This is a genomic window from Streptomyces sp. NPDC048606 (assembly GCF_040650855.1).
Lineage (GTDB): Bacteria > Actinomycetota > Actinomycetes > Streptomycetales > Streptomycetaceae > Streptomyces.
Window position 1 is genome coordinate 18,325 of the sequence record NZ_JBEZIB010000017.1, and the last position, 25,701, is coordinate 44,025.

Annotated in this window: 24 protein-coding genes, 1 pseudogene and 1 riboswitch; of the genes and pseudogenes, 15 read left to right on the plus strand and 10 right to left on the minus strand. The window is 73.5% G+C overall.

What is annotated here, in order from left to right; all coding sequences use genetic code 11:
• The first annotated feature begins 228 nt into the window (after positions 1 to 228).
• The 4 genes from AB0D01_RS19480 to AB0D01_RS19495 all read left to right on the plus strand — a co-directional run bounded on the left by AB0D01_RS19480 (position 229) and on the right by AB0D01_RS19495 (position 5,690).
• Complete coding sequence (locus AB0D01_RS19480; protein ID WP_363056797.1) at positions 229 to 777, plus strand: carbonic anhydrase; 549 nt, start codon at positions 229 to 231, stop codon at positions 775 to 777.
• Between the two features lie 136 nt (positions 778 to 913).
• Positions 914 to 1,924 (plus strand): MoxR family ATPase, encoded by a 1,011-nt coding sequence (locus AB0D01_RS19485; protein WP_363056799.1) that lies wholly within the window; start codon positions 914 to 916, stop codon positions 1,922 to 1,924.
• Positions 1,924 to 3,279 carry a DUF58 domain-containing protein gene (locus tag AB0D01_RS19490; RefSeq protein WP_363056800.1) on the plus strand — a complete coding sequence of 452 codons (1,356 nt, stop codon included), beginning with the start codon at positions 1,924 to 1,926 and terminating at the stop codon, positions 3,277 to 3,279. The genes AB0D01_RS19485 and AB0D01_RS19490 overlap by 1 nt, the downstream gene beginning before the upstream one ends.
• Complete coding sequence (locus AB0D01_RS19495) at positions 3,276 to 5,690, plus strand: DUF3488 and transglutaminase-like domain-containing protein (protein ID WP_363056802.1); 2,415 nt, start codon at positions 3,276 to 3,278, stop codon at positions 5,688 to 5,690. Before AB0D01_RS19490 ends, AB0D01_RS19495 begins: the two co-directional genes overlap by 4 nt.
• A 378-nt stretch (positions 5,691 to 6,068) precedes the next feature.
• Here AB0D01_RS19495 and AB0D01_RS19500 read toward each other — a convergent pair whose 3' ends face one another.
• The 3 genes and pseudogenes from AB0D01_RS19500 to AB0D01_RS19510 form a co-directional block, all read right to left on the minus strand.
• The gene (locus tag AB0D01_RS19500) at positions 6,069 to 6,719 is read right to left on the minus strand and encodes a TetR/AcrR family transcriptional regulator (protein WP_363056804.1); all 651 of its coding nucleotides are present in this window, start codon (positions 6,717 to 6,719) and stop codon (positions 6,069 to 6,071) included.
• Positions 6,720 to 6,748: 29 nt separating this feature from the next.
• Positions 6,749 to 8,839, minus strand: a complete 2,091-nt coding sequence (locus tag AB0D01_RS19505) for a YhgE/Pip domain-containing protein (protein WP_363056806.1) — start codon at positions 8,837 to 8,839, stop codon at positions 6,749 to 6,751.
• 376 nt (positions 8,840 to 9,215) lie between these two features.
• Positions 9,216 to 9,902: pseudogene (locus AB0D01_RS19510) on the minus strand (ATP-binding cassette domain-containing protein); the annotation flags it as partial.
• Positions 9,903 to 10,094: 192 nt separating this feature from the next.
• On the opposite strand from AB0D01_RS19510, the gene AB0D01_RS19515 reads away from it, so the two are divergent.
• The 5 genes from AB0D01_RS19515 to AB0D01_RS19535 all read left to right on the plus strand — a co-directional run bounded on the left by AB0D01_RS19515 (position 10,095) and on the right by AB0D01_RS19535 (position 14,340).
• On the plus strand, positions 10,095 to 10,577 hold the full coding sequence (locus AB0D01_RS19515) for an SAV_6107 family HEPN domain-containing protein (RefSeq protein ID WP_363056809.1): 483 nt from the start codon (positions 10,095 to 10,097) through the stop codon (positions 10,575 to 10,577).
• A 76-nt stretch (positions 10,578 to 10,653) separates the two neighbouring features.
• On the plus strand, positions 10,654 to 11,412 hold the full coding sequence (locus tag AB0D01_RS19520) for a methyltransferase (RefSeq protein WP_363056811.1): 759 nt from the start codon (positions 10,654 to 10,656) through the stop codon (positions 11,410 to 11,412).
• Between the two features lie 340 nt (positions 11,413 to 11,752).
• Positions 11,753 to 12,160: a DUF3040 domain-containing protein gene (locus AB0D01_RS19525; protein WP_363056813.1), complete on the plus strand. Its 408-nt coding sequence runs from the start codon at positions 11,753 to 11,755 to the stop codon at positions 12,158 to 12,160.
• A 103-nt stretch (positions 12,161 to 12,263) separates the two neighbouring features.
• Complete coding sequence (locus tag AB0D01_RS19530) at positions 12,264 to 12,908, plus strand: DUF4126 domain-containing protein (protein ID WP_363056815.1); 645 nt, start codon at positions 12,264 to 12,266, stop codon at positions 12,906 to 12,908.
• Between the two features lie 10 nt (positions 12,909 to 12,918).
• Positions 12,919 to 14,340, plus strand: a complete 1,422-nt coding sequence (locus AB0D01_RS19535) for an NAD(P)/FAD-dependent oxidoreductase (protein WP_363056816.1) — start codon at positions 12,919 to 12,921, stop codon at positions 14,338 to 14,340.
• Between the two features lie 25 nt (positions 14,341 to 14,365).
• On the opposite strand, the gene AB0D01_RS19540 is transcribed toward AB0D01_RS19535, so the two are convergent.
• The 5 genes from AB0D01_RS19540 to AB0D01_RS19560 all read right to left on the minus strand — a co-directional run bounded on the left by AB0D01_RS19540 (position 14,366) and on the right by AB0D01_RS19560 (position 18,672).
• A complete protein-coding gene (locus AB0D01_RS19540) occupies positions 14,366 to 15,250 on the minus strand; it encodes a hypothetical protein (RefSeq protein WP_363056818.1) in 885 nt (294 codons plus the stop codon).
• A 53-nt stretch (positions 15,251 to 15,303) separates the two neighbouring features.
• The gene (gene metF, locus AB0D01_RS19545; RefSeq protein WP_363056820.1) at positions 15,304 to 16,218 is read right to left on the minus strand and encodes a methylenetetrahydrofolate reductase [NAD(P)H]; all 915 of its coding nucleotides are present in this window, start codon (positions 16,216 to 16,218) and stop codon (positions 15,304 to 15,306) included.
• 68 nt (positions 16,219 to 16,286) lie between these two features.
• The gene (gene thiE, locus AB0D01_RS19550) at positions 16,287 to 16,925 is read right to left on the minus strand and encodes a thiamine phosphate synthase (RefSeq protein WP_363056822.1); all 639 of its coding nucleotides are present in this window, start codon (positions 16,923 to 16,925) and stop codon (positions 16,287 to 16,289) included.
• A gap of 69 nt (positions 16,926 to 16,994) precedes the next feature.
• Positions 16,995 to 17,360, minus strand: coding sequence for an Rv2175c family DNA-binding protein (locus AB0D01_RS19555; RefSeq protein ID WP_363056824.1), 366 nt, complete (start codon positions 17,358 to 17,360; stop codon positions 16,995 to 16,997).
• A gap of 145 nt (positions 17,361 to 17,505) precedes the next feature.
• Complete coding sequence (locus tag AB0D01_RS19560) at positions 17,506 to 18,672, minus strand: FAD-dependent oxidoreductase (RefSeq protein ID WP_363057034.1); 1,167 nt, start codon at positions 18,670 to 18,672, stop codon at positions 17,506 to 17,508.
• A gap of 211 nt (positions 18,673 to 18,883) precedes the next feature.
• A riboswitch (TPP riboswitch) is annotated at positions 18,884 to 18,996 on the plus strand.
• On the opposite strand from AB0D01_RS19560, the gene thiO reads away from it, so the two are divergent.
• The 3 genes from thiO (at position 18,994) to AB0D01_RS19575 (ending at position 21,214) form a co-directional block, all read left to right on the plus strand.
• Complete coding sequence (gene thiO, locus AB0D01_RS19565) at positions 18,994 to 20,217, plus strand: glycine oxidase ThiO (protein WP_363056826.1); 1,224 nt, start codon at positions 18,994 to 18,996, stop codon at positions 20,215 to 20,217. Its footprint overlaps the riboswitch before it by 3 nt.
• Positions 20,214 to 20,414, plus strand: a complete 201-nt coding sequence (gene thiS, locus AB0D01_RS19570; RefSeq protein ID WP_363056828.1) for a sulfur carrier protein ThiS — start codon at positions 20,214 to 20,216, stop codon at positions 20,412 to 20,414. Before thiO ends, thiS begins: the two co-directional genes overlap by 4 nt.
• Positions 20,415 to 20,419: 5 nt before the next feature.
• Positions 20,420 to 21,214: a thiazole synthase gene (locus tag AB0D01_RS19575; protein ID WP_363056830.1), complete on the plus strand. Its 795-nt coding sequence runs from the start codon at positions 20,420 to 20,422 to the stop codon at positions 21,212 to 21,214.
• Between the two features lie 51 nt (positions 21,215 to 21,265).
• On the opposite strand, the gene AB0D01_RS19580 is transcribed toward AB0D01_RS19575, so the two are convergent.
• Entirely contained in the window at positions 21,266 to 21,502 is a 237-nt protein-coding gene (locus AB0D01_RS19580) for a hypothetical protein (protein ID WP_363056832.1), read from the minus strand.
• A complete protein-coding gene (locus AB0D01_RS19585; RefSeq protein WP_363056834.1) occupies positions 21,495 to 21,662 on the minus strand; it encodes a hypothetical protein in 168 nt (55 codons plus the stop codon). Before AB0D01_RS19585 ends, AB0D01_RS19580 begins: the two co-directional genes overlap by 8 nt.
• A gap of 149 nt (positions 21,663 to 21,811) precedes the next feature.
• Here AB0D01_RS19585 and AB0D01_RS19590 point away from each other — a divergent pair, with 149 nt between their 5' ends.
• The 3 genes from AB0D01_RS19590 (at position 21,812) to pknB (ending at position 25,698) form a co-directional block, all read left to right on the plus strand.
• Positions 21,812 to 22,909 carry a hypothetical protein gene (locus AB0D01_RS19590; RefSeq protein ID WP_363056836.1) on the plus strand — a complete coding sequence of 366 codons (1,098 nt, stop codon included), beginning with the start codon at positions 21,812 to 21,814 and terminating at the stop codon, positions 22,907 to 22,909.
• Between the two features lie 17 nt (positions 22,910 to 22,926).
• Positions 22,927 to 23,589: a YdcF family protein gene (locus AB0D01_RS19595; RefSeq protein WP_363056838.1), complete on the plus strand. Its 663-nt coding sequence runs from the start codon at positions 22,927 to 22,929 to the stop codon at positions 23,587 to 23,589.
• A 195-nt stretch (positions 23,590 to 23,784) separates the two neighbouring features.
• Complete coding sequence (gene pknB, locus AB0D01_RS19600) at positions 23,785 to 25,698, plus strand: Stk1 family PASTA domain-containing Ser/Thr kinase (protein ID WP_363056840.1); 1,914 nt, start codon at positions 23,785 to 23,787, stop codon at positions 25,696 to 25,698.
• Positions 25,699 to 25,701: the final 3 nt, after the last annotated feature.

Genomic DNA, 25,701 nt, shown 5'->3' on the forward strand with positions numbered 1-25,701 from the left:
GGCCGGGCTCCGGCCGGTTCGCGTCACTTTAGTGCAACGGTCGCCGCGGTCAACGAACCGCCCCGCGCCCGGTGCGCCCCTGCGCCGACGAACCGACGAAAGCCTCGAATCACCCGATCGGCGGCACCCGTACGGCCCCTGTGGGGCAGCTCACAACAAGGGCGGACGGCCTTCTTTGTCGCTCCTCGCCCCCCGCCCCGCCCGGGTGTGCGCACTAACGTCGTCGTCATGACGACTTCAGCCTCCCCGCCCGCCCACCCCGCTCCCGAGGCGGCCGGCGAAACCGTCACCGACCGGCTCGTCGCCGCCAACCGTCGCTACGCGTCCGCGTTCACCGACCCCGGCATGGACGCCCGTCCGGTCCTGCGCGTGGCCGTCGTCGCCTGCATGGACGCCCGCCTCGACCTGCACAAGGCCCTGGGCCTGGAGCTCGGCGACTGCCACACCATCCGCAACGCGGGCGGCGTGGTGACCGACGACACCATCCGCTCCCTCACCATCAGCCAGCGTGCCCTGGGCACCCGCGCGGTGATACTCATCCACCACACCGGCTGTGGTCTCGAAAGCCTGACCGAGGACTTCCGGCACGAGCTGGAGGACGAGGTCGGCCAGCGCCCCGCCTGGGCCGTCGAGGCCTTCCGCGACGTCGACCAGGACGTCCGCCAGTCGATGCAGCGCGTGCGCACCAACCCCTTCCTGCCCTTCAAGGACGATGTGCGAGGCTTCGTCTTCGACGTGCACACCGGACTCCTGAGGGAGATCGATCCCGTCTCCTGAGTGACACGGGACCGGATCGCCGTCAAGAATGCGGGGATGACGTCACCCGGAAAGCCTCCGGGGCGACGTCCGTGTTTCGGGGTGGGCCGGTTCAAACGCCAGCGGCGTCGGCCCTGGAAAGGCCGAGGAGAACCTGGTGACCACCTATGACGACCGAGCGAGCCTCGCGGATCTGACCAGCACGGCCGAGCGGGTCCGCCACTCGGTCGAGAGCGTGATCGAGGGCAAGCCGGAGGTCGTCCGCCTGGCGCTGACCGTCCTGCTCGCCGAGGGCCACCTCCTCATCGAGGACGTGCCCGGCGTCGGCAAGACCATGCTCGCCAAGACGCTCGCCAAGTCCATCGACTGCACGGTCCAGCGCATCCAGTTCACTCCGGACCTGCTGCCGTCCGACATCACCGGCGTCAGCATCTACGACCAGCAGCGCCGCGAGTTCGAGTTCAAGCCGGGCGCGATCTTCGCGCAGATCGTCATCGGCGACGAGATCAACCGCGCCTCGCCGAAGACCCAGTCCGCGCTGCTGGAGTCGATGGAGGAACGTCAGGTCACCATCGACGGCACCACCTACGCCCTGCCCAGCCCCTTCATGGTCGTCGCCACCCAGAACCCGGTGGAGATGGAGGGCACCTACCCGCTGCCCGAGGCGCAGCGCGACCGCTTCATGGCCCGGGTGTCCGTCGGCTACCCCAGCCCCGAGGCCGAGCTCCAGATGCTCGACGTGCACGGCGGGCTCTCCCCGCTCGACGACCTCACCGCCGTCGCGCACGCCCACGACGTCGTCAAGCTCGTCGAGGCCGTCCGCGAGGTGTACGTGGCCGCGCCCGTACGCCGCTACGTGGTCGACCTCGTCGGCGCCACCCGCAACCACCCGGACCTGCGCCTGGGCGCCTCGCCCCGCGCCACCCTGCACCTGCTGCGCGCCGTGAAGGCCGCCGCCGCGCTGGCCGGCCGGGACTACGTCCTGCCCGACGACGTCCAGCAACTGGCCGCCCCCGTCCTCGCGCACCGCCTGCTGCCCACCGCCCAGGCCCAGCTCAACCGGCGCACCGCCGAACAGGTCGTCCAGGACATCCTCCAGCGCACCCCGGTCCCCGCCGCGCACGCGCGCGGCGAGATGCCTCCGGGCGCCGCCGCCCGGAGCTTCTGATGGGCGCCGGCGCCCCGCACGGCGCCGGCGGGCGGGTGCGGGACACCGGGGGCCTGCGCGCCTCGCTGGCCGGCCTGACCACCCGGGGCCGCTCCTTCCTGGCCGCCGGAGCGGCCGCCGCCGTGTGCGCGTACGTCCTGGGCCAGAGCCAGCTGCTGCGCGTCGGGCTGCTGCTCGTCGTCCTGCCGCTGCTGTGCGTGCTGGCCCTGCACCTCACCCGCCACCGGGTAACCGGCAGCCGCCTGCTCACCCCGCTGCGGGTGCCCGCCGGCGGCGAGGCCCGGGTCCGGTTGCGGCTGGAGAACGTCTCGCGGATGCCCACGGGACTGCTCATGCTCCAGGACCGGGTGCCCTACGTGCTCGGCCCCCGGCCCCGCTTCGTCCTCGACCGGGTCGAGGCCGGCGGACGCCGCGAGGTCTCCTACCGGGTCCGCTCCGACCTGCGCGGCCGCTACCCGCTGGGCCCGCTCCAGCTGCGCCTGACCGACCCCTTCGGGCTGGTCGAGCTCACCCGCTCCTTCAGCTCCTACGACACCCTCACCGTCGTCCCGCGCACCCAGCCCCTGCCCCCGGTCCGGATGACCGGCGAGGCCGGCGGCTACGGCGACGGCAGCCGCCGCTCCCTGGCCCTGTCCGGCGAGGACGACGTCATCCCGCGCGGCTACCGGCGCGGCGACGACCTGCGCCGCGTCCACTGGCGCTCCACCGCCCGCTACGGCGAGCTGATGGTGCGCCGCGAGGAACAGCCGCAGCGCAGCAAGGCCACCGTCCTGCTGGACACCCGCGACCTCGCCTACGAGGGCGCGGGCCCCGACTCCGCCTTCGAGTGGGCGGTCTCGGCCGCCGCCTCCACCCTGCTCCACGTCCTGGAACAGGGGTTCTCGGCGCGGCTGCTCACCGACACCGGCGACTCGGTGCCCGGCGACGGCGCCGGCGGGTTCTCCTCCGGCGGACAGGAGTCGGCCGAGGCCGCCGGGCTGATGATGGACACCCTCGCGATCGTCGGCCACTCCGCCGGCGAGGGCCTCTCCGGCGCCTACGAGGCCCTGCGCGGCGGCCCCGGCCTCGGCTCCCCCGGGGGCGACGGCCTGCTGATCGCCTTCTTCGGCGACCTGGACGACGTACAGACCGAGATGGCGGCCCGGATGCGGCAGCGCAGCGCGGGCGCCGTGGCTTTCGTACTGGACTCCGCGGCCTGGACCGGCGAGCCCTCGCGGGTGGAGGAACGACTGCGCAGGCTGCGCGACGCGGGCTGGACGGCCCTGGCCGTCCCGCCCGGCGCCGCGTTCGGCGAACTGTGGCGACAGGCCGGGAGCGCACCCCTCGGCACGGGAACCTCCGGAGGTCGGGGATGAGCGGGCGGGCGCGCGTGACGCTCTTCGGCATGCTGGCGACGCTGCTGACCTCCTGGTCGCTGGCCCCGCTGGTGGAGACCTCGGGCTGGCTGCTCCAGGCCGCCGCGCTGCTCGGCGCGCAGGCGCTGGTGGGGGCCGGGGGCCGGCGGATCCCGCTGGCCCGGTGGCTGACCGTGGCCGCGCAGGCTCTGGTGTCGCTGCTGCTCCTCGCGCTGCTCTTCGCGGGGAAGGCGGAGTCGACCGGGAGCGGGCCGCTGGCCTTCCTGGTCACCGACTTCGGCGGCCTGTTCCGCCAGGGCGTGCGGGACGTCTCCGAGTTCGCGACGCCCGCGCCGCTGACGGACGGCATCCGGCTGCTGCTCCTGGCCGGCGTGCTGCTGATCGGGCTGCTCGTGGACGTCCTCGCGGTGACGATGCGGACGGCCGCGGCCGCCGGGCTGCCGCTGCTCGCGCTGTACTCGGTGGCGGCCGGGCTGTCGGCCGGTCGGGGCGGCGCCTGGTTCGCCTTCCTGCTGGCCGGCGCCGGATACCTGCTGCTGTTGCTGGCCGAGGGACGCGACCGGCTCGCCCAGTGGGGCCGCGTCTTCGGCGGCGCCCCCGGCGGCCGGGTCTCGGCCGCCTCCGGCTACGGCTCCGGGGCGGCCGGGCGGGCCGTGTCCCCCGTACGCACCGGCCGCCGCATCGGCGTGGCCGCGCTGGGGCTGGCCCTGGCCGTGCCGACCGTGTTGCCGGCGCTCGGCGGCGGGGTCCTCGGCGCCGCGGGCCGCGACAGCGCGGGCGGCGGCGGGGGCGGCACGATCTCGGCGGTGAACCCGCTGGTGTCCCTCCAGAGCAGCCTCAACGCCCAGGACAACCGGGTGATCCTGAAGTACCGCACGGACAGCCCCCAGCTCGGCGAGCAGTACCTGCGGATCCTGGCGCTGGACGAGTTCAACGGCGTCAAGTGGGAGGCGTCGGGCCGCCCGCTGACCGAGGTGCCCGCGCGGCTGCCGAACCCGGCGGGGCTCAGCGACAAGGTCCGCGAGGGCGCCGTCGAGGTCCGCACCACCGTCTCGGCCGCGGACACCTACGCCCAGCGCTACCTGCCCATGCCCTACCCGGCGACGCAGATCGACATCGGCGGCAAGTGGCGCTACGAGCCCGCCGGCCGCACCCTCGTCGGCGACCAGCTGGGCAAGGACCGCTTCCAGAACGTGCAGGGCGCGCAGTACACCGTACGGAGCCTGCTGCTGCGGCCCACGGCGGAGCAGCTCCAGGCGGCGCCCGAGCCGAACCCGTTCGTGCGGGCCGAGTACACGAAGCTGCCGGACAACCTGCCGCCCGTGGTGGCGGAGACCGCCCGGCAGATCACGCAGGGCGCGCGGAACGACTACACGCGGGCGGTGCGGCTCCAGGACTGGTTCGCGGTCAACGGCGGCTTCCGCTACGACACCAAGGTGTCCTCGGGAACGGGTTCGCAGGCCATCGCCCGCTTCCTGAACGACAAGGAGGGCTTCTGCGTCCACTTCGCCTTCTCGATGGCGGCGATGTCGCGCACCCTCGGCATCCCGGCGCGGGTCGCGGTCGGCTTCACCCCCGGCGAGAAGCAGTCGGACGGCAGCGTGAACGTGTCCATGCGCGACGCGCACGCCTGGCCCGAGCTGTACTTCGAGGGCATGGGCTGGACCCGCTTCGAGCCCACGCCCCGCTCCGGGATCAGCGTGCCGGACTACAGCCGCCCCGAGGCCCCGGCCCCGCAGCCGTCGGCGCCGTCCGCACTGCCCTCGCAGTCGGCGGCCGCCCCGGCGCCGGCGCCCTCGCGCAGCGACGCCTGCCCGCCGGAGCTCAGGAGGCTCGGCGAGTGCGGCGGCGCCGTGCCGCAGCAGGGCGCCGCCACCGGTTCCGACGGCCCCTCGGTGGGCGCGGTGCTGGGCTGGACCGCCGCCGCGGCGGTCCTCGTCGGCCTGCCCGTGGTGCCGGTGCTGTGGCGCCGCCGGGTCCGTGCGCGGCGCCTGGGCTCGCGCGAGGCCCTGGCCGCGTGGCGGGAGCTGGGCGACTGCGCCTGGGACGTGGGCATCCCGCCCGACGAGGCGCTGTCACCGCGTCAGGCCGCCGCCCGGATCGTGGTGCTGGGCGGACTGGACCGCGAGGCCGAGCAGGCCGTGCACCGGGTCGCGGGCGCGGTCGAGCGGGCGCTGTACGCCCCGCCCGGCGCGCCGCCGCCGTCCGAGACCCTGCGCGCGGACGTGGAGGCGGCGCGGGTGGCGCTGGTCGCGGGAGTGGGCCGGTGGGCCCGGCTGCGCGCCCTGTTCCTGCCCCGCTCGGCGGCGCGGGTCTCCTGGGCGCTCTCGGCCCGCCTCGCGGCGATCCCGCTGCCGCGCCTGCCCGCCCGCCTGCCGTTCCCGCGCCGGCCGCGAACGCTGCGCCGCTAGGCGGTGTCTTCCGGATCATGTCGGGCCATCGGTGGCCGAGCCCGCACCGCGCGGGGCCGGCCGTCCGGAGCAGGGCGTCCAGAGCAGGCCGTCCGGAGCAGGCCGTCCGGAGCAGGCCGTCCGGACGCGAAAACGCCGGTGACGTCGGGCTCGTTCCCCCCGAGCCCGGCGTCACCGGCGTTTCCTTCCGACCGGGCAGGGAGGACCTCTCCCCTCCGCGGCCCCGTGTCCGCGGTGGGGAGAGGTCCCCTGTCCGTCGCTCCCAGTCTGCCGTTCGCGCAGGTCGGAGCCATCCGTACGCGTACTCATCCCTGGCCGTAGGTACGGATACTCAGTTCTACGCCGCCCGCCACCGCGAGCGGCACCGCCGACCGGGGGTCAACGGCTCCCGCTGACCCGGCCCCGCAGCAGCAGCGACAGCGCCGAGTGCACGTCGTCCAGCGAGCGTTCGCTCTGGAACGCCTGCCAGTCCAGCGCCGCGACCAGGACCATCCCGACGAGCGCCGCCGCCGTGAGTTGCACGTCGATCTCCGCGCTCAGCTCGCCGCGTTCGACGCCCTCGCGCAGCACCGTCTCGACGACGGCCACCGCCTCCTGGCGCACCACCATCAGGGTGGACTGCCAGGCCCGGTTGGTGCGCCACAGTTCGGCGACGTAGAGCTGGGTGAAGGCCGGGTAGCGGTCGATGAAGACCAGCCCCGCCCGGATCATGCCGTCCAGGGCCTCGACGCGGCTGCCGCCCCGCTCCTCCGTCTCGCGGGCGGCGTCGCGCAGCGAGGCGGTGAGGAGGCCGACCCCGTGCCGGAGCAGCTCCTCGAAGAGTTCGGTCTTGCTCGCGAAGTTGTAGTAGACGGTGCCCTTGGCGACTCCGGCCCGCTCCGCGATCTCGTCGACCGTGGTCGCGGAGAAGCCCTTCTCGGCGATGAGGGTGACGGCGGCCTCGTAGAGCTTCTGCCGGGTGGCGGCCCGACGGCCGCCCCCCGGGCCCGTTCCCGCCCTCGTGCCGGTACCGGCGCTGCTGCTTTCCATGGCGCTGATTCTCACAGGTCAACAGCTCCTTACAGGCTCAGTTCCGGGTGCAGTCGGTCCATGGTCCATACCTGCTTGCCGCGTGCGGCGAGCGCCGTGAGGGCCAGGGAGCCGACCGTGAAGGCCGCCAGGACCGCGCAGCCCTGCCACACGGGGGTGAGGTCGCCGCCGGTGATCAGGCGGCGCAGGCTCTCCACGATGTACGACATCGGCAGGTACGGGTGGATGGCGTTGAAGAACCCGGGGCTGGTCTGCACCGGGTAGGTGCCGCCCGCCGAGGTCAGCTGGAGCATCAGGACGGCCAGCACCAGGATGCGGCCGGCCGCGCCGAACTTGGCGTTGAGCCACTGGACGATCGACGCGAAGCAGCCGGTGACCAGGACGAGGAAGGCGACGGTCAGGGCCGGACGGGCCATCTCCAGGCCGAGTCCCCAGTGCAGTACGGACATCAGCGCGCCCACCTGCGCGGCGCCGAGGCCGAGCACGGGCAGCCAGCCCGCGAGGGCGACCCGCCAGGGCGAGGACCCGGCGGCGAGGGCCCGCTTGTTGAGCGGGGCGATCAGCATGTACGCCACCATCGCGCCGACCCACAGGGACAGCGGGATGAAGTACGGGGCGAAGCCGGTGCCGTAGTTGGGCGCCTTGTGCAGGGACTGGTTGGCGAGCTGGACCGGGTCGGCCATGACCTGGGTGCGGGCGTCGCGCTGCCGCTGGTCGTAGTCGGGGATCTTGCCGGCGCCGTCGTGCAGGCCGCCGGCGAGTTCGCCGGTTCCGTCGACGAGCTTGAACATGCCGCCGTTGAGGTTGTGCGCGCCGTCGCCGAGCTTGCCGACGCCCTCGGTGAGGGCTCCGGAGCCGCCGGCGGCGGTGCCCAGGCCGGAGTGCAGCTTGGACATGCCGTCGGCGACCTTGTGGGCGCCGCTGTTGAGGGCGTTGACCTTGGTGACGGCCGCGTCGAGGTCACCGGCGAGACCGGGGGCCTTGTCCACGAGTTCGCGGGCCTTGTTCTCCAGCTCCTTCAGCTGGGTGCGCAGCTTGGCCACGTCGCCGTTGGAGTTGCCGGCGAGGGTGCTGACGTCGCCGGCGAGCAGGGCCGCCTCGGCCGTGTCCTGCTTGGCGATCTTCGCGTCGGCGCAGGCGGCCGGCGGCAGCTGGAGCGTGCCGGGGGTGAGGCAGTACTTGGTGTGGAAGGCGTCGGCGCGGTTGGCGGCCCGCTGGGTGACGCCGGCGACGGCCGGGGCCTTCTCGACGAACTTCCCCAGGTGGTTCTGGACGACCACGGAGGTGTCCATCACCAACTTGGCGCTGTCCGCGAGGCTCTTGGGGTCCTTGACGAAGGGACGGGCCTTGGTCGCGGCGTCGTTGACCTTGTCGGCCAGGGTCTGGGTGCCGGTCGCGATCTCCTTGCTGCCGGTCGCGAGCTGACCGGCCGCCGCGTTCAGCTTCTTGATGCCGCCGGTGAGTTCGCCGGACTTCTCCTTGGCCGTGTCCAGGCCGTCGGCGAGGTCCTTGGCGCCCTTCTGGGCCTTGCCCGCGCCGTCCTTGAGCTTGTCGGCGCCGTCGGCGGCCTCGGTGGTCTTGTCGTGCAGGTCGGAGAAGGAGACGAAGATCTTGTCGAGGAACCCGCGGGAGGCGTTGGTGGACGCCGCCGTGCGGACCTCGGAGAAGACGGTGCGCGAGATCGAGCCGACGATGTAGTTGTTCGCGTCGTTCGTGCGGACCTGGAGGGCGCCGGTGGTGGGGTCGTCACCGGAGCTGGAGGCGATCTTCGCGCTGAAGTCGGCGGGCATGGTGAGGGAGAGGTAGTACGTGCCGTCCTCCAGCCCCTCGGCCGCCTCCTTCGCGCTGACCTCGCGCCAGTCGAAGGTCTTGCTGTCGTGCAGCTTCCCGGTGATCTCGGCGCCCGCGTCGACGCGCTTGCCGTCGACGGTGGCGCCTTGGTCGGCGTTGACGAGGGCGACGGGCACCTTGTCGAGGCGGCTGTACGGATCCCAGAAGGACCACAGGTACAGGGCGCCGTAGAGCAGCGGCAGCAGGAGCAGTGCGACGAGCGCGGCCCTGGGCAGCTTCCCCCGCCCGAACCGCTTCAGCTCAAGCGCGGCCAGCTTCGGCGATCGCATCGTCCGCCCCCTTCGTGTCCTCGGTGTCGGTGGTCTCGGTGTTCTCGGCGGTGTCCGTGCCGGCGGTCGCGCCATCGGGTGCGGCGTCCGGTGCAGGCTCCGGCTCCGTTTCCGGTTTCGACTTCGGCTCCGGTTTCGACTTCGCGGCCCGCTTCGTGAGCGGCTTCGCGACCGGCTCGGCGTCCGCGCGGGCTTCCGGCCCCGCGTCCGGACCCGGCTCCGGCTCCGGGTGCTTCTCCGGGCGCGGCTCGCCCGCCGGGTCCGTGGTCTCGCCCGGGGTGCCCCAGGTGACCTTCGGGTTGCGGGCGGACGGTACGGCCGGGGCCGCGGTCGGGCGGGCGGCCGGCGCGGGGGCCGCGGGCTCCCGGTCCCCGCCCGTGCGCACGACGGTGACGCCCCGCGGGGCCTCGCTGCACACGGCGAGGACGGTGGTCCCGCGTCCGGCGATCGAGCGGAGCAGGTCCCAGGCCTCGGCGCGTTCGGCGTCCGAGAGCTTGATGTCGAGGTCGTCGAGGGCGACCAGCCGGGGCGAGCCCAGCAGGGCGATGGCCAGCGAGAGCCGCAGTGCCTCCAGCCGCTCCAGGTCGCGCACGGAGGTCCGCGGGCCCTTGGGCAGCGTGGTGAGGTCCAGCCCGACGGCGGCCAGGGCCTCCTCCACGCGGGCCGCGGTGGAGGTCCGGGCCTCGCCGCGCGGGCGCAGCAGGGCGCGCAGGGGGCCGTCGTAGCGGCGCTGGAGCATGGCGCCCTCGCGCAGTTGCTCCGCGACGGTCAGGGACTGGTCGAGGTCGTTGACGCCGGGCACCGGGCCCAGGGCGGTGATCCGCCGGACCGCCGCCATCTTCTTGGGGAGCCGGTGGCGGCCGATCTCGGCATGGCCCTCGGTGGGCTTCATCCGCCCGGTGAGGGCCAGCAGCAGGCAGGTCCGGCCGCTGCCGGAGGGTCCTTCGAGCGCGATGAGCGAACCGGACGGGGCGTCGATCCCCACGCCCCGGAAGACCCAGCCGCGCGGGCCCTTCAGTCCGAAGCCCTCCGCCTTGACGGCGGCGCCGTGCGGGCTGTCCACACCCTCCCCCTTCTTTTGAACTGACCAGTCAGTTCAAAAACTATCAGGTGTCGTAGACCGCTGCGCACCCGAGGGAGAAATAAGGCGAAATCGCAGGTCAGCGCGATTGTCAGTGGGGGAGGTCACGATGGACGCACGAACGAACACGCACGCGCACGTCCACGAGCACCACGTCACGACAGGAGGTTCGTCATGGCCACACCGTCCCCGTCCCCTGTCCACCCCGTCCCGCGCAGGGCGGCCGCACCACCGGCCGCCCTGGACCTGCTCGCCAAGGCCCGCGCCGGCCTGGCCGAGGCCGCCCTGCTGCCCCGGCCCAACGAGCGGTACGCCACCGCCCACCTCGCCGCGCTGCGCGCCGCCGCGGCCGTGCTCGCCGCCCGGGGACGCCCCGAGCCGGTGCGCCCGAAGCGGCGCCCGCGGATCCGCAGCGCGTGGGAGGTCCTCCCCGAGATAGCGCCGGAGCTGACCGAGTGGAGCGCGCTGTTCGCCTCGGGCGCCGCCCGTCGGGCCCGGGCCGAGGCCGGCATATCGGACGCGGCGACCGCCCGTGACGCGGACGACCTCGTCCGGGAGGTGGGCATGTTCGTGCGGCTGGTGGAGCGGATGCTCGCGCTCCAGCCCGTGGTCGGACCCCTGCCGCAACCCCGACCGGAGCGTCCGCACGCGGGATGAGCTGCCCGGCTGTCCGAGGCAATAGGGTGGGGCCGACGTCTTTGCCCCACCCGAACCCGCCGAGGAGTCATCAGTCGTGTCGGACAATTCCCGCCCCCGTGCCTCGCTCCGCACCGCCGTGGTGTGGGAGGTCCTCAAGGAGGCCCTCGACCGCCGGGTGAAGGCGACCGGGCGGGAAGTCCTGGACGTCCTGGACACCGGCGGCGGCACCGGCAAGTTCGCCGTGCCCGTGGCCCGGCTGGGCCACCGGGTGACCGTGGTCGACCCCAGCCCGAACGCCCTGTTCGGGCTGGAGCGTCGGGTCGGCGAGGAAGGCGTGGCCGACCTGGTGCGCGGCGTCCAGGGCGACGCCCAGGGCCTGCTGGACGTCGTCGAGCGGGACGCGTACGACGTGGTGCTGTGCCACGGCGTGCTGGAGTACGTCGACGACCCGGTCGAGGGCGTGGCCAACGCCGTCGCGGCCCTGCGCCCCGGCGGCGTCCTCAGCCTGCTGGGCGCCGGGGTCGGCGGGGCCGTGCTGGCCCGCGCGCTGGCCGGTCACTTCACCGAGGCCCGCACCGCGCTCACGGACCCGGCCGGCCGGTGGGGCTCCGGCGACCCGGTCCCCCGCCGCTTCACCGCCGAGCAGCTCTCCGAGCTGGTGGGCGGGGCCGGCCTGGAGGTCGGCGCGGTGCACGGCGTACGGATCTTCGCGGACCTGGTTCCCGGCGTGCTGGTGGACACCGAGCCGGGCGCCGTGGAGGCGTTGCTGCGTCTGGAGGAGGCCGCCGCCGAGCTGCCCGCCTTCCACGCGGTGGCCACGCAGTTGCACGTCCTGGGCGAGAAGCCCGCCTGATCTGCGCGCATGCGGAGCACGGGCCGGCCGGACAACCCTCCGTTCCGGCCCCCGTCCCCGTATGATCGGGGGCACCGTTCGGCATGGCGGACGACTCAGTGGGGAATAAGCGCCTCAGTGACCGCGCTGGCGACGGTACGTTTGAAGCCGTGCTCCTTTGCCGCCGCAGTTCTCCTGCCCGGGGCTGTTCGCCACGGGCGTGGTCACCGCAGTGGTTTTTTGGCGCAGTGGTTTGCAGAATGTGGCGTAGAGGGCGGGTATCACGGGGGCGATTCCCCGCCTATCCTGAAGGGGACCCCTGGTCGCTACCCCCCGCGACCGACGGATGAGGAGGACTCCCGTGCCGCTCTCGGAGCACGAGCAGCGAATGCTCGAGCAGATGGAGCGAGCGCTGTACGCCGAAGACCCCAAGTTCGCGACAGCGCTTGAGGGCAGTGGACTGCGCACGTACACCCGGCGACGGGTCTACCAGGCAGTCGTGGGCATTGTGGTGGGTATCGCGCTCCTCATGACCGGTGTGATCTGGCAGGAAGTGCTCTGGATCAGCGTGGTGGGATTCCTCGTCATGCTGGCCTGTACGGTCCTCGTGGTCACCGGTTGGCGCAAGGCACCCAAGCCCGGCGAGCAGCCCGTCTCCGGAAGTACAGGCGGTTCGGCCCACGGTGGCCGCAGCCGACATCAGCGTCGGTCGATGATGACCCGGATCGAGGAGCGGTGGCAGCGCCGCCGTGACGAACAGGGGCAGTAGCCCCGTACACAGACTCCGTCGGTGAGGGGACGGCCGCCCGCGTGCGGTCGTCCCCTCACCGTTTCGGCCGTGTCGGCGCCTCCACCTGCGGCATGATGACCGAATGAGTGTGCTCCCCCTGGTCTTCACCAGCGGCTGGGCCAGCGGGATCAACGCCTACGCCGTGGTCCTGCTGCTCGGCATCTTCGGCGCGACCGGCATGACCGACGAGGTCCCGGCCTCCCTCCAGCGCACCGACGTGCTCGTCGTGGCGGCCGTGCTGTTCCTGTGCGAGGCCGTCGCCGACAAGATCCCCTACGTGGACTCCCTGTGGGACACCGCCCACACGGTGATCCGGCCCGTCGCCGGCGCCGTCGTGGGGGCCCTGCTGGCCGGACAGAGCGGTTCGCTCTCCGACCTCGCCGCCGGGGCCGTCGGCGGATCCACGGCGCTGGCCAGCCACTTCGTCAAGGCCGGCACCCGGATGGCTATCAACACCTCGCCCGAGCCGGTCAGCAACATCGTCGTCAGCACCGCCGAGGACCTCGGGGTCGCCGGGCTCGTCACCTTCGCCATGTTCCACCCGACGGCCGCCGCGATCATCGCCGGCGTCCTGCTCCTGCTCGGCCTGGCCATACTGGCCTTCCTGTGGAGCCGGATCCGCCGCTTCCTGCGCCGCCGCGCCCAGCGCCGCGAGGAGAAGCGCCTCGCCGCCGCTCTCACCACGACCGGGGCACCACCCCCCTACCCTCCCGACCTCCCTCGATAGGCTCGGCCGCATGGCACGAATTGCGGTGATCGGCGCCGGCATGGGCGCGATGGCGACGGCGGCCCGACTGGCCGTGGCGGGGCACCGGGTGACGGTGTACGAGCGGGGCGAGACCCACGGCGGCGCGGTCGGCCGCCACGAGCGGGACGGCTTCTCCTTCGACACCGGGCCCGGCTTCCTGCACCTGCCCGCCGTCTACCGCGACCTGTTCGTGAAGACGGGCAAGCGGTCCCTGGAGGACAGCGTCGACCTCGTCCAGCTCGACCCGGCCGTCCGGCACCTCGTCGGCGACACCTCCGTCACCCTTCCGGGCGCCTCGCGCGGCGGGGTCGCCGCCGCCCTCGACACCGCCTTCGGCGCGGGCGCCGGCGCACGCTGGAACGACCTGCTGGGCCGGGCCCGCGACACCTGGGACGCCACCCGCCGCCCCCTGCTGGAGGAGCCGCTGCGCCCCGACCGGCAGGCGTTGGAGCGCGACCCGTACCCGGCGCTGCGCGGCAGCGGCCTGCTGCGCCGCCGACCGCCGACCCTGGCCGAGGTGGCCCGGCGCGAACTGGGCGGCGACCTCGCGGAACTGCTGACCGGCCGGGTGGCCGCGTACGGGCTCGACCCCGCGACCGCGCCCGCCTCCGCGGCGGCGCTGCCCTACATGGAGCAGACCTTCGGCACCTGGTACGTCCGCGGCGGCATGCGCGAGCTGGCGAACGCCGTGTACGCGCGCTGCCTGGAGCGGAAGGTCGAGTTCGTCTTCGGCGCGGCCGTACGGGAGGTCCTGGCGCGCGACGGTCGGGCCGCCGGGCTGCTGCTGGCCGACGGCACCGAGGTGCCCGCCGACTCCGTCGTCTGCGGGATCGACCCGCGCGCGCTGCCGGGCGGCTCCGTGCCGCTCCCGCCGGACGGGGTGCCGGCCCGGGGCGGCGATCTGCCCGGCCGGATCACCCTGCTGCTGGCCCTGCGCGGAGCCCGGCCGGCCGACGCCGTCCACCGCACCCTCGTGCACTCCCCCGGCCTCACCGTCACCGTCCTGCGCCCGGACGACCCGGCGACCCGGCCCGACGCCGACCACGAGGCGGTCACGGTGAGCGCCGCGTGCGGCCCGTCGGGCGGAACCGAGGTCGTCGACCCCGGGCGGCTGGCGGCGCTCGCCGAGCGGGCCGTGCCCGACCTGCGGGAGAGGCTGCTGTGGCAGGAGGTGCGCACCCCGGCGGACGTGGAGGCGGCCACGGGCGCGCTCGGCGGGGCCGTGCCCGCGCCCGCCCTGGCCGGGGCCGGGGGGCAGCAGCTGTACCCCGCCAACGTGACGGGCCTGCCCGGGCTCTACCTGGCGGGGGGCTGGGCGCACCCCGGCGGCGGACTGGCGCACTCCGGGATGACCGGGGCGCTGGTGGCGGGGCTCATCGTGGAGGGCGCGGAGTTCCGGGGCTCGCGGTGAGGGCGCGGCCCCGGAGCGCGCGGACTCAGTAGCGGTAGCCGTTGTCCTGGTAGGGGTAGCCCTGCGGCGGCTGCTGCTGTTGCTGCTGCGCCTGGGGGTCGTACGGGTCCTGCGCGGGCTGCTCCGGGCGGCCGTCGGTGACCCGCTGCTGCGGGACCCAGACCCCGCCGGGCGGGGTGTCCATGGAGTACTGCTGCTGCGCGGGGTCGGCGTAGGGCTGGTAGTCGGCGCCGCCGTAGGGGGGCGTGGGGGCGACGGCGCCGCCCGTGCCGATGTACGGGTCCGAGTAGGCGGCGTAGACCTGCTGGTCACCGCCGACGTACCCGCCGGGGTAGTCGTAGCCGCCCTGGCCCTGCCGCGGGTCCTGGTAGGCGGCGTACTGGTGGGCGTCCTGCTCGGCCGTGGTGTAGGGCGAGGCGAACGGGGCCGTCTCGTCGGGCCGGCGGTCGGCGAAGCTCTGTATCCCGTACGTGCCGGTCTCGTCGGGGACCGGCTCCGGGGTGAACACCGGGTCGGCCGCGTCCCGGTCGGGGCGGCCCGTCTCCCGCGGGGCCCGGTCCTCGTACTCCAGTCCGGTGACCTCCAGCTTGGCCTCCCGGCGCGGCGCGTCCTTGGAACCGCGCCGGCGGCCGGACTCCTGCTTCGCGGGCCCGTCACCCCGGCGCAGGGACCAACCGGCGACGAAGCCCTTGCGGAAGGACAACGTCACCAGGGTCTGACCGATGGCGAACGCCGTCGCGCCGGCGGCGATGACCGGCACCGAGGGCAGCACCACGCCCGCGACCACGCCGAGGAAGCCGGCGAACGCGAGCAGGCGCCAGCGCAGCCGGGCCTTGTACTGCATCAGGACCTCGGCCAACAGCCACAGCGCGACGACCCCGAACGCGACGTAGAGAACCGTCATTCCCATGCCTGGCCCACCCTCTCGGTACGGCCGCCCGAACGGGAACGGGGTACGGCCGATCAGGCCCGCTGGTGCAGGCCCAGGTTCTCGTAGATCTCGAGGGTCGCCGTGGAATTGTTCAGCGTGATGAAGTGCAAGCCCGGGACACCCTCGGACAGCAGCCGCGCGCAGAACTCCGTGGCGAACTCGATGCCAATGGAGCGTACAGCGGCCGGATCGTCCTTGACGGCGAGCATGCGCTCTTTCACGGCCGCGGGGAAGACCGCGGTGCTCAATTGGGGCAGCCGGTCGAGCTGCTTGATACCCACAACAGGCATGACCTCGGGGATGATCGGGGTATCGCAGCCCGCCTTCGCGACGCTGTCGCGCAGCCTCAGATAATTCTCCGGATCGAAGAACATCTGGGTGATGGCGTAGTCCGCGCCGGCGCGGCACTTGTCCACGAAGTGCCGGATGTCCGTGTCCCAGTCCTCCGAGCGGGGGTGCATCTCGGGGAAGGCCGCGACGCCCACGCAGAAATCTCCGGACTCCTTGAGCAGGCGCACGAGGTCCGCCGCGTAGTCCACGCCCTCGGGGTGCCTGACCCACGGGCCCATGGGGTCGCCCGGCGGGTCACCGCGCAGGGCGAGCATGTTGCGGATCCCCGCGTCGGCGAACTGGCCGATGACGTGGCGCAGCTCGGCGACGGAGTGGTCCACCGCGGTGAGGTGCGCGACGGGCGTCAGGGTGGTGTCGGCGGCGATCTGCTGCGTGGCGCGGACGGTGCCGCCGCGCGTGGAGCCGCCGGCCCCGTAGGTGACCGAGACGAAGCTCGGGGAGACCGACTCGATCCGGCGCAGCGCGTTCCAGAGGTTGCGCTCGCCCTTCTCGGTCTTGGGCGCCCAGAACTCGAAGGAGAAGGAGCTCCCGGACGCGAGGAGGTCGCGGACCGTGTGTGCACGGTCCGACCAGGTGGAAGCGGTACCAAGAGCCATACCCGCAGGTTAGACGTGGGCCGGCGGACTCCGAAGCGCTGTCCAGCAATTGGACAGCGATTTGGACACTATGCCAGGCGGGCGCGGATCGTCTTGGAGAGTTCGGCGGCGGCGGCGTGCGGGTCGGAGGCCTCGGTGATGGCGCGGACGACGACGACCCGGGAGGCGCCGGCGTCCAGGACCTGTTCGAGGTTGCCGCCGTCGATGCCGCCGATGGCGAACCAGGGGCGGCCTTGGCGCAGCGAGGCCGCGTACCGGACGAGGTCGAGGCCGGGGGCGTGGCGGCCGGGCTTGGTGGGGGTCGGCCAGCAGGGGCCGGTGCAGAAGTAGTCGACGCCCGGTTCGGCGGCGGCGGCGTCCACCTCGGACTCGGCGTGGCAGGAGCGGCCGATCAGGACGTTCTCGCCGAGGATGGCGCGGGCGGCGGGGACGGGGATGTCGCCCTGGCCCAGGTGCAGCACGTCGGAGCCGATGGCGTGGGCGACGTCGGCGCGGTCGTTGACGGCGAGGAGCCTGCCGTGGCGGCGCGCTGCCTCGGCGAAGACCTGGAGGTGCTCCAGCTCCTCGGCGGCCTCCATGCCCTTGTCGCGGAGCTGGACGATGTCGACGCCGCCCGACAGGGCCGCGTCGAGGAACTCGGGGAGGTCGCCCTGCCGCTTGCGGGCGTCCGTGCACAGGTAGAGCCGGGCGTCGGACAGCTGCTGCATGGGAGTACCCCCCGTGGTGTGGCGGGGTACGGGCCCGCGTACGGGCCCGTACCCCTGTGGATCAGCCGGTCAGAGGGCGAGCGCCTGGGCGCGTCGCTTCACCTCCGTGCCGCGATTCTCGCTCAGCGCCTGCGCGGGGGTGCCGGGCAGGGTGGGGTCCGGCGTGAACATCCACTCCAGGATCTCCTCGTCGGAGAAGCCGTCGTCACGCAGCACGGTCAGCAGGCCGACGAGGCCCTTGACGACCTTGTCGCCGTCGATGAAGGGGGCGGGCACCTGGAGGGAGCGGTTCTCGCCGCGGCGTACGGCGACCAGCTGACCTTCCTTGACCATCTGGCGGACCCGGGTCACCTCGAGGTCGAGCATCTCCGCGATGTCGGGGAGGTACAGCCAGGAGGGGACGAGGGCATCGATCTTTGCGTCAATCTCGGTCACGGGGACAAGCCTGCCACCTCGGACGGGCACCCGGTACCCGGCCCCGTCCGTCCGTGGCGGGCACGGACGGCGCGGGGACGGCGTGGGGACGGAGTGGGGACGGCGCGGGACGGGGCGGACCCGTGTGGCGCCCGGGATCACCGGCTCAGACGCCGGCGGACTTCAGGGGCACGCCCGGGTCGGCGACCCGGGCCGGGTCCAGGAGGGCGCCGGACTCGATCAGCCTGCGGCCCTGCGCCAGGTCCCGGGGCCGGCCCACGGCGAGGACGGCGACGAGCGCGCCGTCGCGCAGCCAGCACACCGACCAGGTGTCCTCGGCCGGGTCTCCGCGCCACAGCAGGGTGTCGGCCCCGCCGTGGTGGCCCGCGTACTGGACGAAGCGGCCGAACTGCTCGGACCAGAAGTACGGGACGGGGTCGTAGGCCCGTACGGGCTCGCCGGCGAGGATGTTCTCGGCGACGGCGCGGGGGCCCTGGAGTGCGTTGTCCCAGTGGTGCACCAGCAGCCGGGTCCCGTAGCGGGCGGACGGGAAGGAGGCGCAGTCGCCCACGGCGTACACCCCGGGCAGGGTGGTGCGCAGGTACGCGTCGGCGGTGACGGAGCCGTCGGGGCCCCGCTCGACGCCGGTCCCGGCCAGCCAGTCGGTGGCGGGGCGGGCCCCGATGCCCACGACCACGGCCCCGGCCGGCAGCTCGCGGCCGTCCGCGAGCCGGACGCGGCCCGGTTCGACGCCGGCGACCCGGGCGGCGGTGAGCAGTTCGGCGCCCGCGTCGGCGTACCAGCGGGCCATGGGGGCGGCGACCTCGGCGGGCAGGGCACCGGCCAGGACCCGGTCGGCGGCCTCCACGACGGTCACGGCGCAGCCGGCCTCGCGGGCGGCGGTGGCGAACTCGGCGCCGATCCAGCCGGCGCCGACGACGACGGTGGCGGGGGCCTCGGCCAGTACGGGGCGCAGCCGGGCGGCGTCGTCGAGGGTGCGCAGGAGGTGGACGCCCGGCACGCCCTCGGAGCCGGGCAGGGTCAGCGGCTGAGCGCCGGTGGCCAGGACGAGGACCTCGTAGGGGACCGGGCCGGACTCGGTGTCCACCATGTGGTCGGCGGCGCGCAGTCCGGTGACCTCGGTTCCCAGTCGCAGATCGATCCGGAGCGCCTCGAAGTCCACGTCGAACGCGGAGTCCTCGGCCTTGCCGAGGAGGACCGCCTTGGACAGCGGGGGCCGGTCGTAGGGCTGGTGGGGTTCGGCGCCCAGCAGGGTCACGGGGCCGGTGAAGCCCTGTTCCCGCAAGGCGACCGCCGTCTGCACCCCGGCCATGCCGGCCCCGACCACGACGACGCCGGGCTCCGGCGGTCGTGGGGCGGCTTCCGTCGACGTCCGTGCCCGCGCCTGCGTATGCGTCTGCTCGCTCACGTGCCCACCCTAATGAACTGACGACTCGTCAGGAACAGGGGGCGGGGAGCCGACTGCGCGCGGGCCCCGGGGAGGCAGCCTTACCCGCCGCCGGCCACGGGGTTAGTCTGGCCACCGTACCTATCGCGGGAGTCCGGGCGCACCGGGCTGAGAGGGAGGCTGGCCGGCCTCCGACCGTACGAACCTGATCCGGGTCATGCCGGCGAAGGGAGGGGCTGGACGCCCATGCACTCATCTCCGAAGGGATCCCCCGGATCCCCCACGACCTCCACGACCTCCACCACCCCGGCGGACCGGGGGTCGGACGTCCTCGTCATCGGGGGCGGGATCATCGGCCTGGTCACCGCCTGGCGGGCCGCCCGCGCCGGACTGCGCGTCGCGCTCGCCGACCCGGACCCCGGCGGCGGCGCCGCCCGGGTCGCGGCCGGCATGCTCGCCGCCGTCACCGAACTGCACTACGGCGAGGAAACCCTCCTCGGGCTCAACGTGGCCTCCGCCGAGCGCTACCCCCACTTCGCCGCCGAACTCACCGAAGCCAGCGGCGGCATGGACCTCGGCTACCGCGCCTGCGGCACCCTGGCCGTGGCCCTCGACGCCGACGACCGCCTCCACCTGCGGGAACTGCACGCCCTCCAGCGCCGCTGCGGACTGGAGTCCGAGTGGCTCACCGGCCGCGAGTGCCGCCGACTGGAGCCGATGCTGGCCCCGGGCGTCCGCGGTGGGCTCCGTGTCGACGGCGACCACCAGGTGGACCCGCGCCGGCTGGCGGCCGCCCTGCTCGCCGCCTGCGAACGGGCCGGCGTCACCGTCCACCGCGCCCGCGCGGTCCGCCTGCTGACCGGCGCCGACCGGGCGGTGGGCGCCGAGCTGGAGGACGGTACGCCCCTGCGCGCCGACCAGGTGGTCCTGGCGGCGGGCTCGCTCAGCTCGCGGCTGGCCGGCGTACCGCCGGAGGTGGCGGTGCCGGTGCGCCCGGTGAAGGGACAGGTGCTGCGCCTGTCGGTGCCGGCCCCGTACGCGCCGTTCCTGTCGCGGACCGTCCGGGCGGTCGTCCGCGGCAGCCACATCTACCTCGTCCCGCGCGAGAACGGCGAACTCGTCGTCGGCGCCACCAGCGAGGAACTCGGCTGGGACACCACCGTCACCGCCGGCGGGGTGTACGAGCTGCTGCGCGACGCCCACGAACTCGTCCCCGGCATCACCGAACTCCCCCTCACCGAGACCCGCGCCGGCCTGCGCCCCGGCTCCCCGGACAACGCGCCGCTGCTCGGCCCGACCGACCTGCCGGGCCTGCACCTGGCCACCGGGCACTACCGCAACGGGGTGCTGCTGACCCCGCTCACCGGCGACGTGATGGCCGAGCTGCTGACCACCGGGGTCGTCCCGGAGATCGCCCGCCCCTTCACCCCGCGCCGCTTCTCCTCCACGCGTCAGGAGTCCTACGCATGACCATCTCCGTCAACGGCGAGCCGCGCGAGATCGCGGCCGGCACCACGCTCGACGCGGTGGTCGCCACCCTGAGCACGGCGCCCTCGGGCGTCGCCGCCGCCCTCAACGAGACCGTCGTCCCGCGCGGGCAGTGGTCGCTCACCGAGGTGGGCGACGGCGACCGGGTCGAGGTCCTCACCGCGGTACAGGGAGGTTGATCACGATGGCGGACGACGTCTTCTCCCTCGGCGGCCGGACCTTCACCTCCCGCCTCATCATGGGCACCGGCGGGGCCCCCAGCCTGGACGTCCTCGAACGCGCCCTGATCGCCTCCGGCACCGAACTGACCACGGTCGCGATGCGCCGCCTGGACCCGACGGTGCAGGGCTCGGTCCTGTCCGTGCTGGACCGGCTGGGCATCGCGGTCCTGCCGAACACCGCCGGCTGCTTCACGGCCGGCGAGGCGGTCCTCACCGCCCGTCTCGCCCGGGAGGCCCTGGGCACCGACTGGATCAAGCTGGAGGTCGTCGCCGACGAGCGGACGCTCCTGCCCGACGGCGTGGAGCTGCTGGACGCCGCCGAGATCCTGGTCGACGAGGGCTTCACCGTCCTGCCGTACACCAACGACGACCCGGTGCTGGCCCGGAAGCTGGAGGACGTGGGGTGCGCGGCGATCATGCCGCTGGGCTCCCCCATCGGGTCGGGCATGGGCATCCGCAACCCGCACAACTTCGAGTTGATCGTGGAGCGGGCCGGGGTCCCGGTGATCCTCGACGCGGGAGCCGGCACCGCGTCCGACGCGGCCCTCGCGATGGAGCTCGGTTGCGCGGGAGTGATGCTCGCCTCGGCCGTGACCCGGGCGCAGGCCCCCGTCCTGATGGCGGCGGCCATGCGGGACGCCGTCTCGGCGGGCCGCCTCGCCCACCGCGCGGGCCGCATCCCCCAACGCCGCTTCGCCGAGGCCTCCTCCCCCACGGAGGGCCGCGCCACCCTGGACCCGGAACGCCCGGCGTTCTGACCCTCACCCGGGAACCCCCGCCCCCGGCCGGGGGCGGGGGTTCCCCCGCGCTCAGCGACCGCCGGCCGTCGGGGGCTGGTCCACGGCCGGTTCGACGTTGGCGACGGCGGTGGTGAACGCGCGGCCGGAGGCGTCGCGGATGTAGGCGAGCTCCGCCCAACGCTCCACGCCGGTGTCGGACACGTTCTCGTTGATCACGGCCATCAGCACCCCCTCGGTGCCGGACGCGAGGTCGCGGACACGGTGCCGCAGGAGTCGGTGGGGCACGTACGCGTAGCGTTCAGTCATCGGAAGCCGCCTCGAAGGTGCTGAGGAAGCGCTCCCAGCCGACCTGAGCCCGATCGAGCAGCTCGGTGCTGGGCTCGGACGCGGCAGCCGCCCTCTTGAACGGCACTTCCGCGGTCCGGGGTACCTCACAGACACAGCTGTGCGTGATGCGGTCGGTCAAGGCCGACTCCTCTGAAGGTAGGTGGTGTCGTTCCTCAGACTGGACTCGTCACAACCGTGCGGGAATGACCGCCTGTTGCACTTCCGCTGCACTTGCGTCCCCCTTCACCGGCCCGGCGTGGTTCGCTGGTGATGGGAAGGGAGCGACGCGTGGCGACCGTGCACCACTGGACCGGGCTGGAGGCCAAGGCACTGAGGTTGGCGCTGCGGCTGAGCGTTCGAGCCTTCGCAGACCGGCTCGGCGTCGGCATCCGGACGATTTCCAAATGGGAGGCGCTCCTGGCCGAGACCGTCCCGCGCCCGGACACGCAGGCGATTTTGGATACCGCGTTGGCGCGCGCGGACGCGGCCTCCCACCTGAGATTCGAGACGTTCCTGTCCGAAGCCGGCCGGCCTGGCCCCTCAGGCGCGCGCGACGTGCCGACGGGGCCGCTCGTATGGGAGTACGAGTCGTGGGCCGACGATTTGGAACGAGCCGCGGTCGCCCTGTCCCGGCAGGACTTCACCTTCGGCGAAAGCCTGATCGGCCGGTGGACCAACCGCTTCAACCCGCTCCGGCTCGACCACCGGGGACTGTACCTGTTCGCCCGTTCGACCGCACTGCTTGGCGACCTCCAGCGCGATCAAGGAAACGTGATCGGCCCCCTGTCCGCGCGGCGCTCCTATCTCACGGCCCGGTCGCTGTTCACGCAGATCGACATCCCACGCCGGATCGCCCAACTCGATCTTTCGCTGGCCATCGTCGCCGAGATGTCGGGCCGGCTGGAAGCGGCCGCCCGCAGCTACAAGCGACTCGCGGTCGACGACCGACTATCACGCCGCGATCGGGCCAGATCCCGGCTGTGGGTCGGCACAACCTTGAGCAAGGAGGGCCAGTACGGCTACGCGACCCGGGTCATGCTGGCGGCGACCCGAGACTTCGAAGACCTCTCCGAACCGGAGGACTGGTCGGTGGCGCACCAGAAGATCGCCTTGGCCCACCGCGGCGCCGGCGACCTCTCCTCCGCGCTGCACTTCATCGGGGTCGCCCGCAGCACCACGGTCACCGACACCCCCATACAGACCGTCCGTCTGGACACAGCCCACGGGCACATCCTGCTCAGCGACCCCGCCACCCGCGATGATGGTCTTCACGTCCTCGGCAAGGCCGCGACCATGGCCGGGCGTTTCGGGCTGTCGCATCAGTTGGCCAGCATCGAGAACATCATGGTCATGAGCACGAGGCCATCCGGACCCTTCACTCGGTGACCAAGGAGAGAACAGGCGTGGGCGACAACCGGCAGAGCATGACCGAGGATCAGTGGCGCAAGACCAAACTGGTCTGGGACTACCACCTCATGGGCCACCGGTCGCGCCCCGTCGACGTGGCCATCGGGCTGGGCAGTCACGATCTCGGTGTCGCCCAGGCCACTGCCGATCTCTACCACCGCGGGCTGTTCCCGACCTTGGTGTTCACCGGCGGCAACAGCCCCACCACGAGGAACCGTTTCCCTCGTGGCGAGGCCGTCCACTTCCGCGAACACGCCCTCGAACTCGGCGTGCCCGACGAGGCGATCCTGGTCGAGCCGAACGCCACGAACACCGGCCAGAACATCACCCTCACCCGCGACCTGCTGGCCTCGGCGGGCATCCTTCCCACGACCGTGATGCTGATCTCCAAGCCCTACATGGAGCGGCGGTCCTTCGCCACCGCCCGCAAGCTCTGGCCCGCCGTCGAGATCGTCTGCGCCTCCGAAGCGCTGGAGCTGGACGACTACGTCAAGAGCATCGGTGACGAGAGGCTCGTGGTCGACATGCTCGTCGGCGACCTCCAGAGGGTGATCGAGTATCCCCGGCAGGGCTTCGCCATCGCCCAGGACGTCCCGGACGACGTCCACGCCGCGTATGAATCCCTCATCGCCGACGGTTTCACCAGCCGACTCATCTGACCGGCCCCTGGCGGCGGCCGGTCGCCGCGGGGTGAGGGGCGCGTGGCGATCCGTCGCGGGCGGGCGCCGCGCAGGGGGTTCCGGTCGGCCGGTCCGCCGCGTGAGACCGGGCCCGGGGGCCCTGCCGTGTCACGGGTGCGCTGCAAGCGTGGACGCCCCGGACGGCTCAAACGTGCCGGCTCGTAGAATCGCCGGGTGGATACGACCCTGGATGACCCCCTCGTCGGGCGCGTGCTCGACGGCCGCTACCGCATCGACGCCCGCATCGCGGCCGGCGGCATGGCAACGGTCTACCGGGCCGTCGACACCCGCCTGGACCGCGTCCTCGCGCTGAAGGTGATGCACCCGGCCCTCGCAGCCGACGTCGCCTTCGTGGACCGTTTCATCCGCGAGGCGAAGTCCGTGGCCCGCCTCGCGCACCCCAACGTCGTCGCCGTCTTCGACCAGGGCACGGACGGGCCGTACGTCTACCTCGCCATGGAGTACGTCTCCGGCTGCACCCTGCGCGACGTGCTCCGCGAGCGCGGCGCCCTCCAGCCCCGGGCCGCCCTCGACATCCTGGAGCCGGTCCTCGCCGCCCTCGGCGCCGCGCACCGCGCCGGGTTCGTCCACCGGGACATGAAGCCCGAGAACGTGCTCATCGGTGACGACGGCCGCGTCAAGGTCGCCGACTTCGGGCTGGTCCGGTCCGTGGACACGGTCACCAGCACCACCGGCGCCGTCCTCGGCACCGTCTCCTACCTGGCGCCCGAGCAGATCGAGAACGGCGTCGCCGACACCCGCGTCGACGTGTACGCCTGCGGCGTCGTCCTCTACGAGATGCTCACGGGCGGCAAGCCGCACACCGGCGGCACCCCCGCTCAGGTGCTCTACCAGCACCTCCACGAGGACGTGCCGCCCCCGTCGGCCACCGTCCCCGGGCTCCCCGTCGCCCTCGACGAGCTGGTCGCGACCGCCGCGGCCCGCTCCCCCGAGCTGCGCCCCTCCGATGCCGCGTCCCTGCTGGGGCTGGCCCTGGAGGCCCGCGCGCGACTGTCCGACGCCGAGCTGGACGCCGTACCGCCGCAGGCGCGCACGCAGGAGCGTTCGTCGGCCGAGGACCGCACCGGCGTGATCCCCCGGCCGGTCGAGGAGCGGCAGTCGGTACACCACACCTCCCGCCTGGCGACCCCGCCCCCGCCGCCGGCCCCGTCGAGGACCCCGGGCCCGGGGTCGCGCATGCCCCGACGCGGGGTGATCGCGGTGGTGGCGGGGGTCCTGCTGGCCCTCGGGATCGGCGTCGGCGTCTGGTACATCAACTCCGGGCAGTTCACCAAGGTCCCGAACCTCCTCGGCAAGACGGAGGAGCAGGCCCGCTCCCAGCTGTCCGCGTCCGGCCTCGGCCTCAAGCGGGTGGAGCGCAAGTTCAGCGACGCCTTCGAGCGCGGCACGGTGATGAACAGCGATCCCGCCGGCGGGGCGCGGATCCGGGGCAACGGCGCGGTGACGCTCACCGTCTCGCGGGGTCCCGAGACCGTCAGCGTCCCCGACCTGAAGGGGCGCCCCCTCCAGGAGGCGCAGGGCGAGCTGACCAAGGTGGGCCTGGCGCCCGGCGTGGTCACCCAGGCCTTCAGCCAGGACGTCGCCCAGGGCTCGGTGATCGAGACGAACCCGGCGGGCGGCCAGAAGCGGGCCCCCGACACCGCCGTCGCGCTCGTCGTCAGCAAGGGCCGGCCGGTACCGGTACCCAACCTGGTGGGTCTGGACGCGGCCGCCGCGAAGGCGCAGCTGGAGGGGATCGGCCTGAAGACGGCCACCGCGCCGGAGGCGGTGAACGCCCCGCAGGTGGCCGGACAGGTCGCGAACCAGTCCCTGGCCCCGGGCGCGCAGGCCGCGGCCGGCGACACGGTGACCCTGACCGTCTCCAAGGGTCCGCGTCAGGTCCAGGTGCCGGACGTCCGCAACCAGGATGCGGACGCGGCCCGCAAGGCGCTGGAGGCGCTGGGCTTCAAGGTGAAGGTGGACAAGCCGTTCCTGCCCTTCGGCAATTCGGTGGAGAGCCAGTCGGTGCCCGGTGGACAGAACGCCCCCGAGGGTTCCCTGATCGTCCTCAAGACCAAGGGACTGTGACGC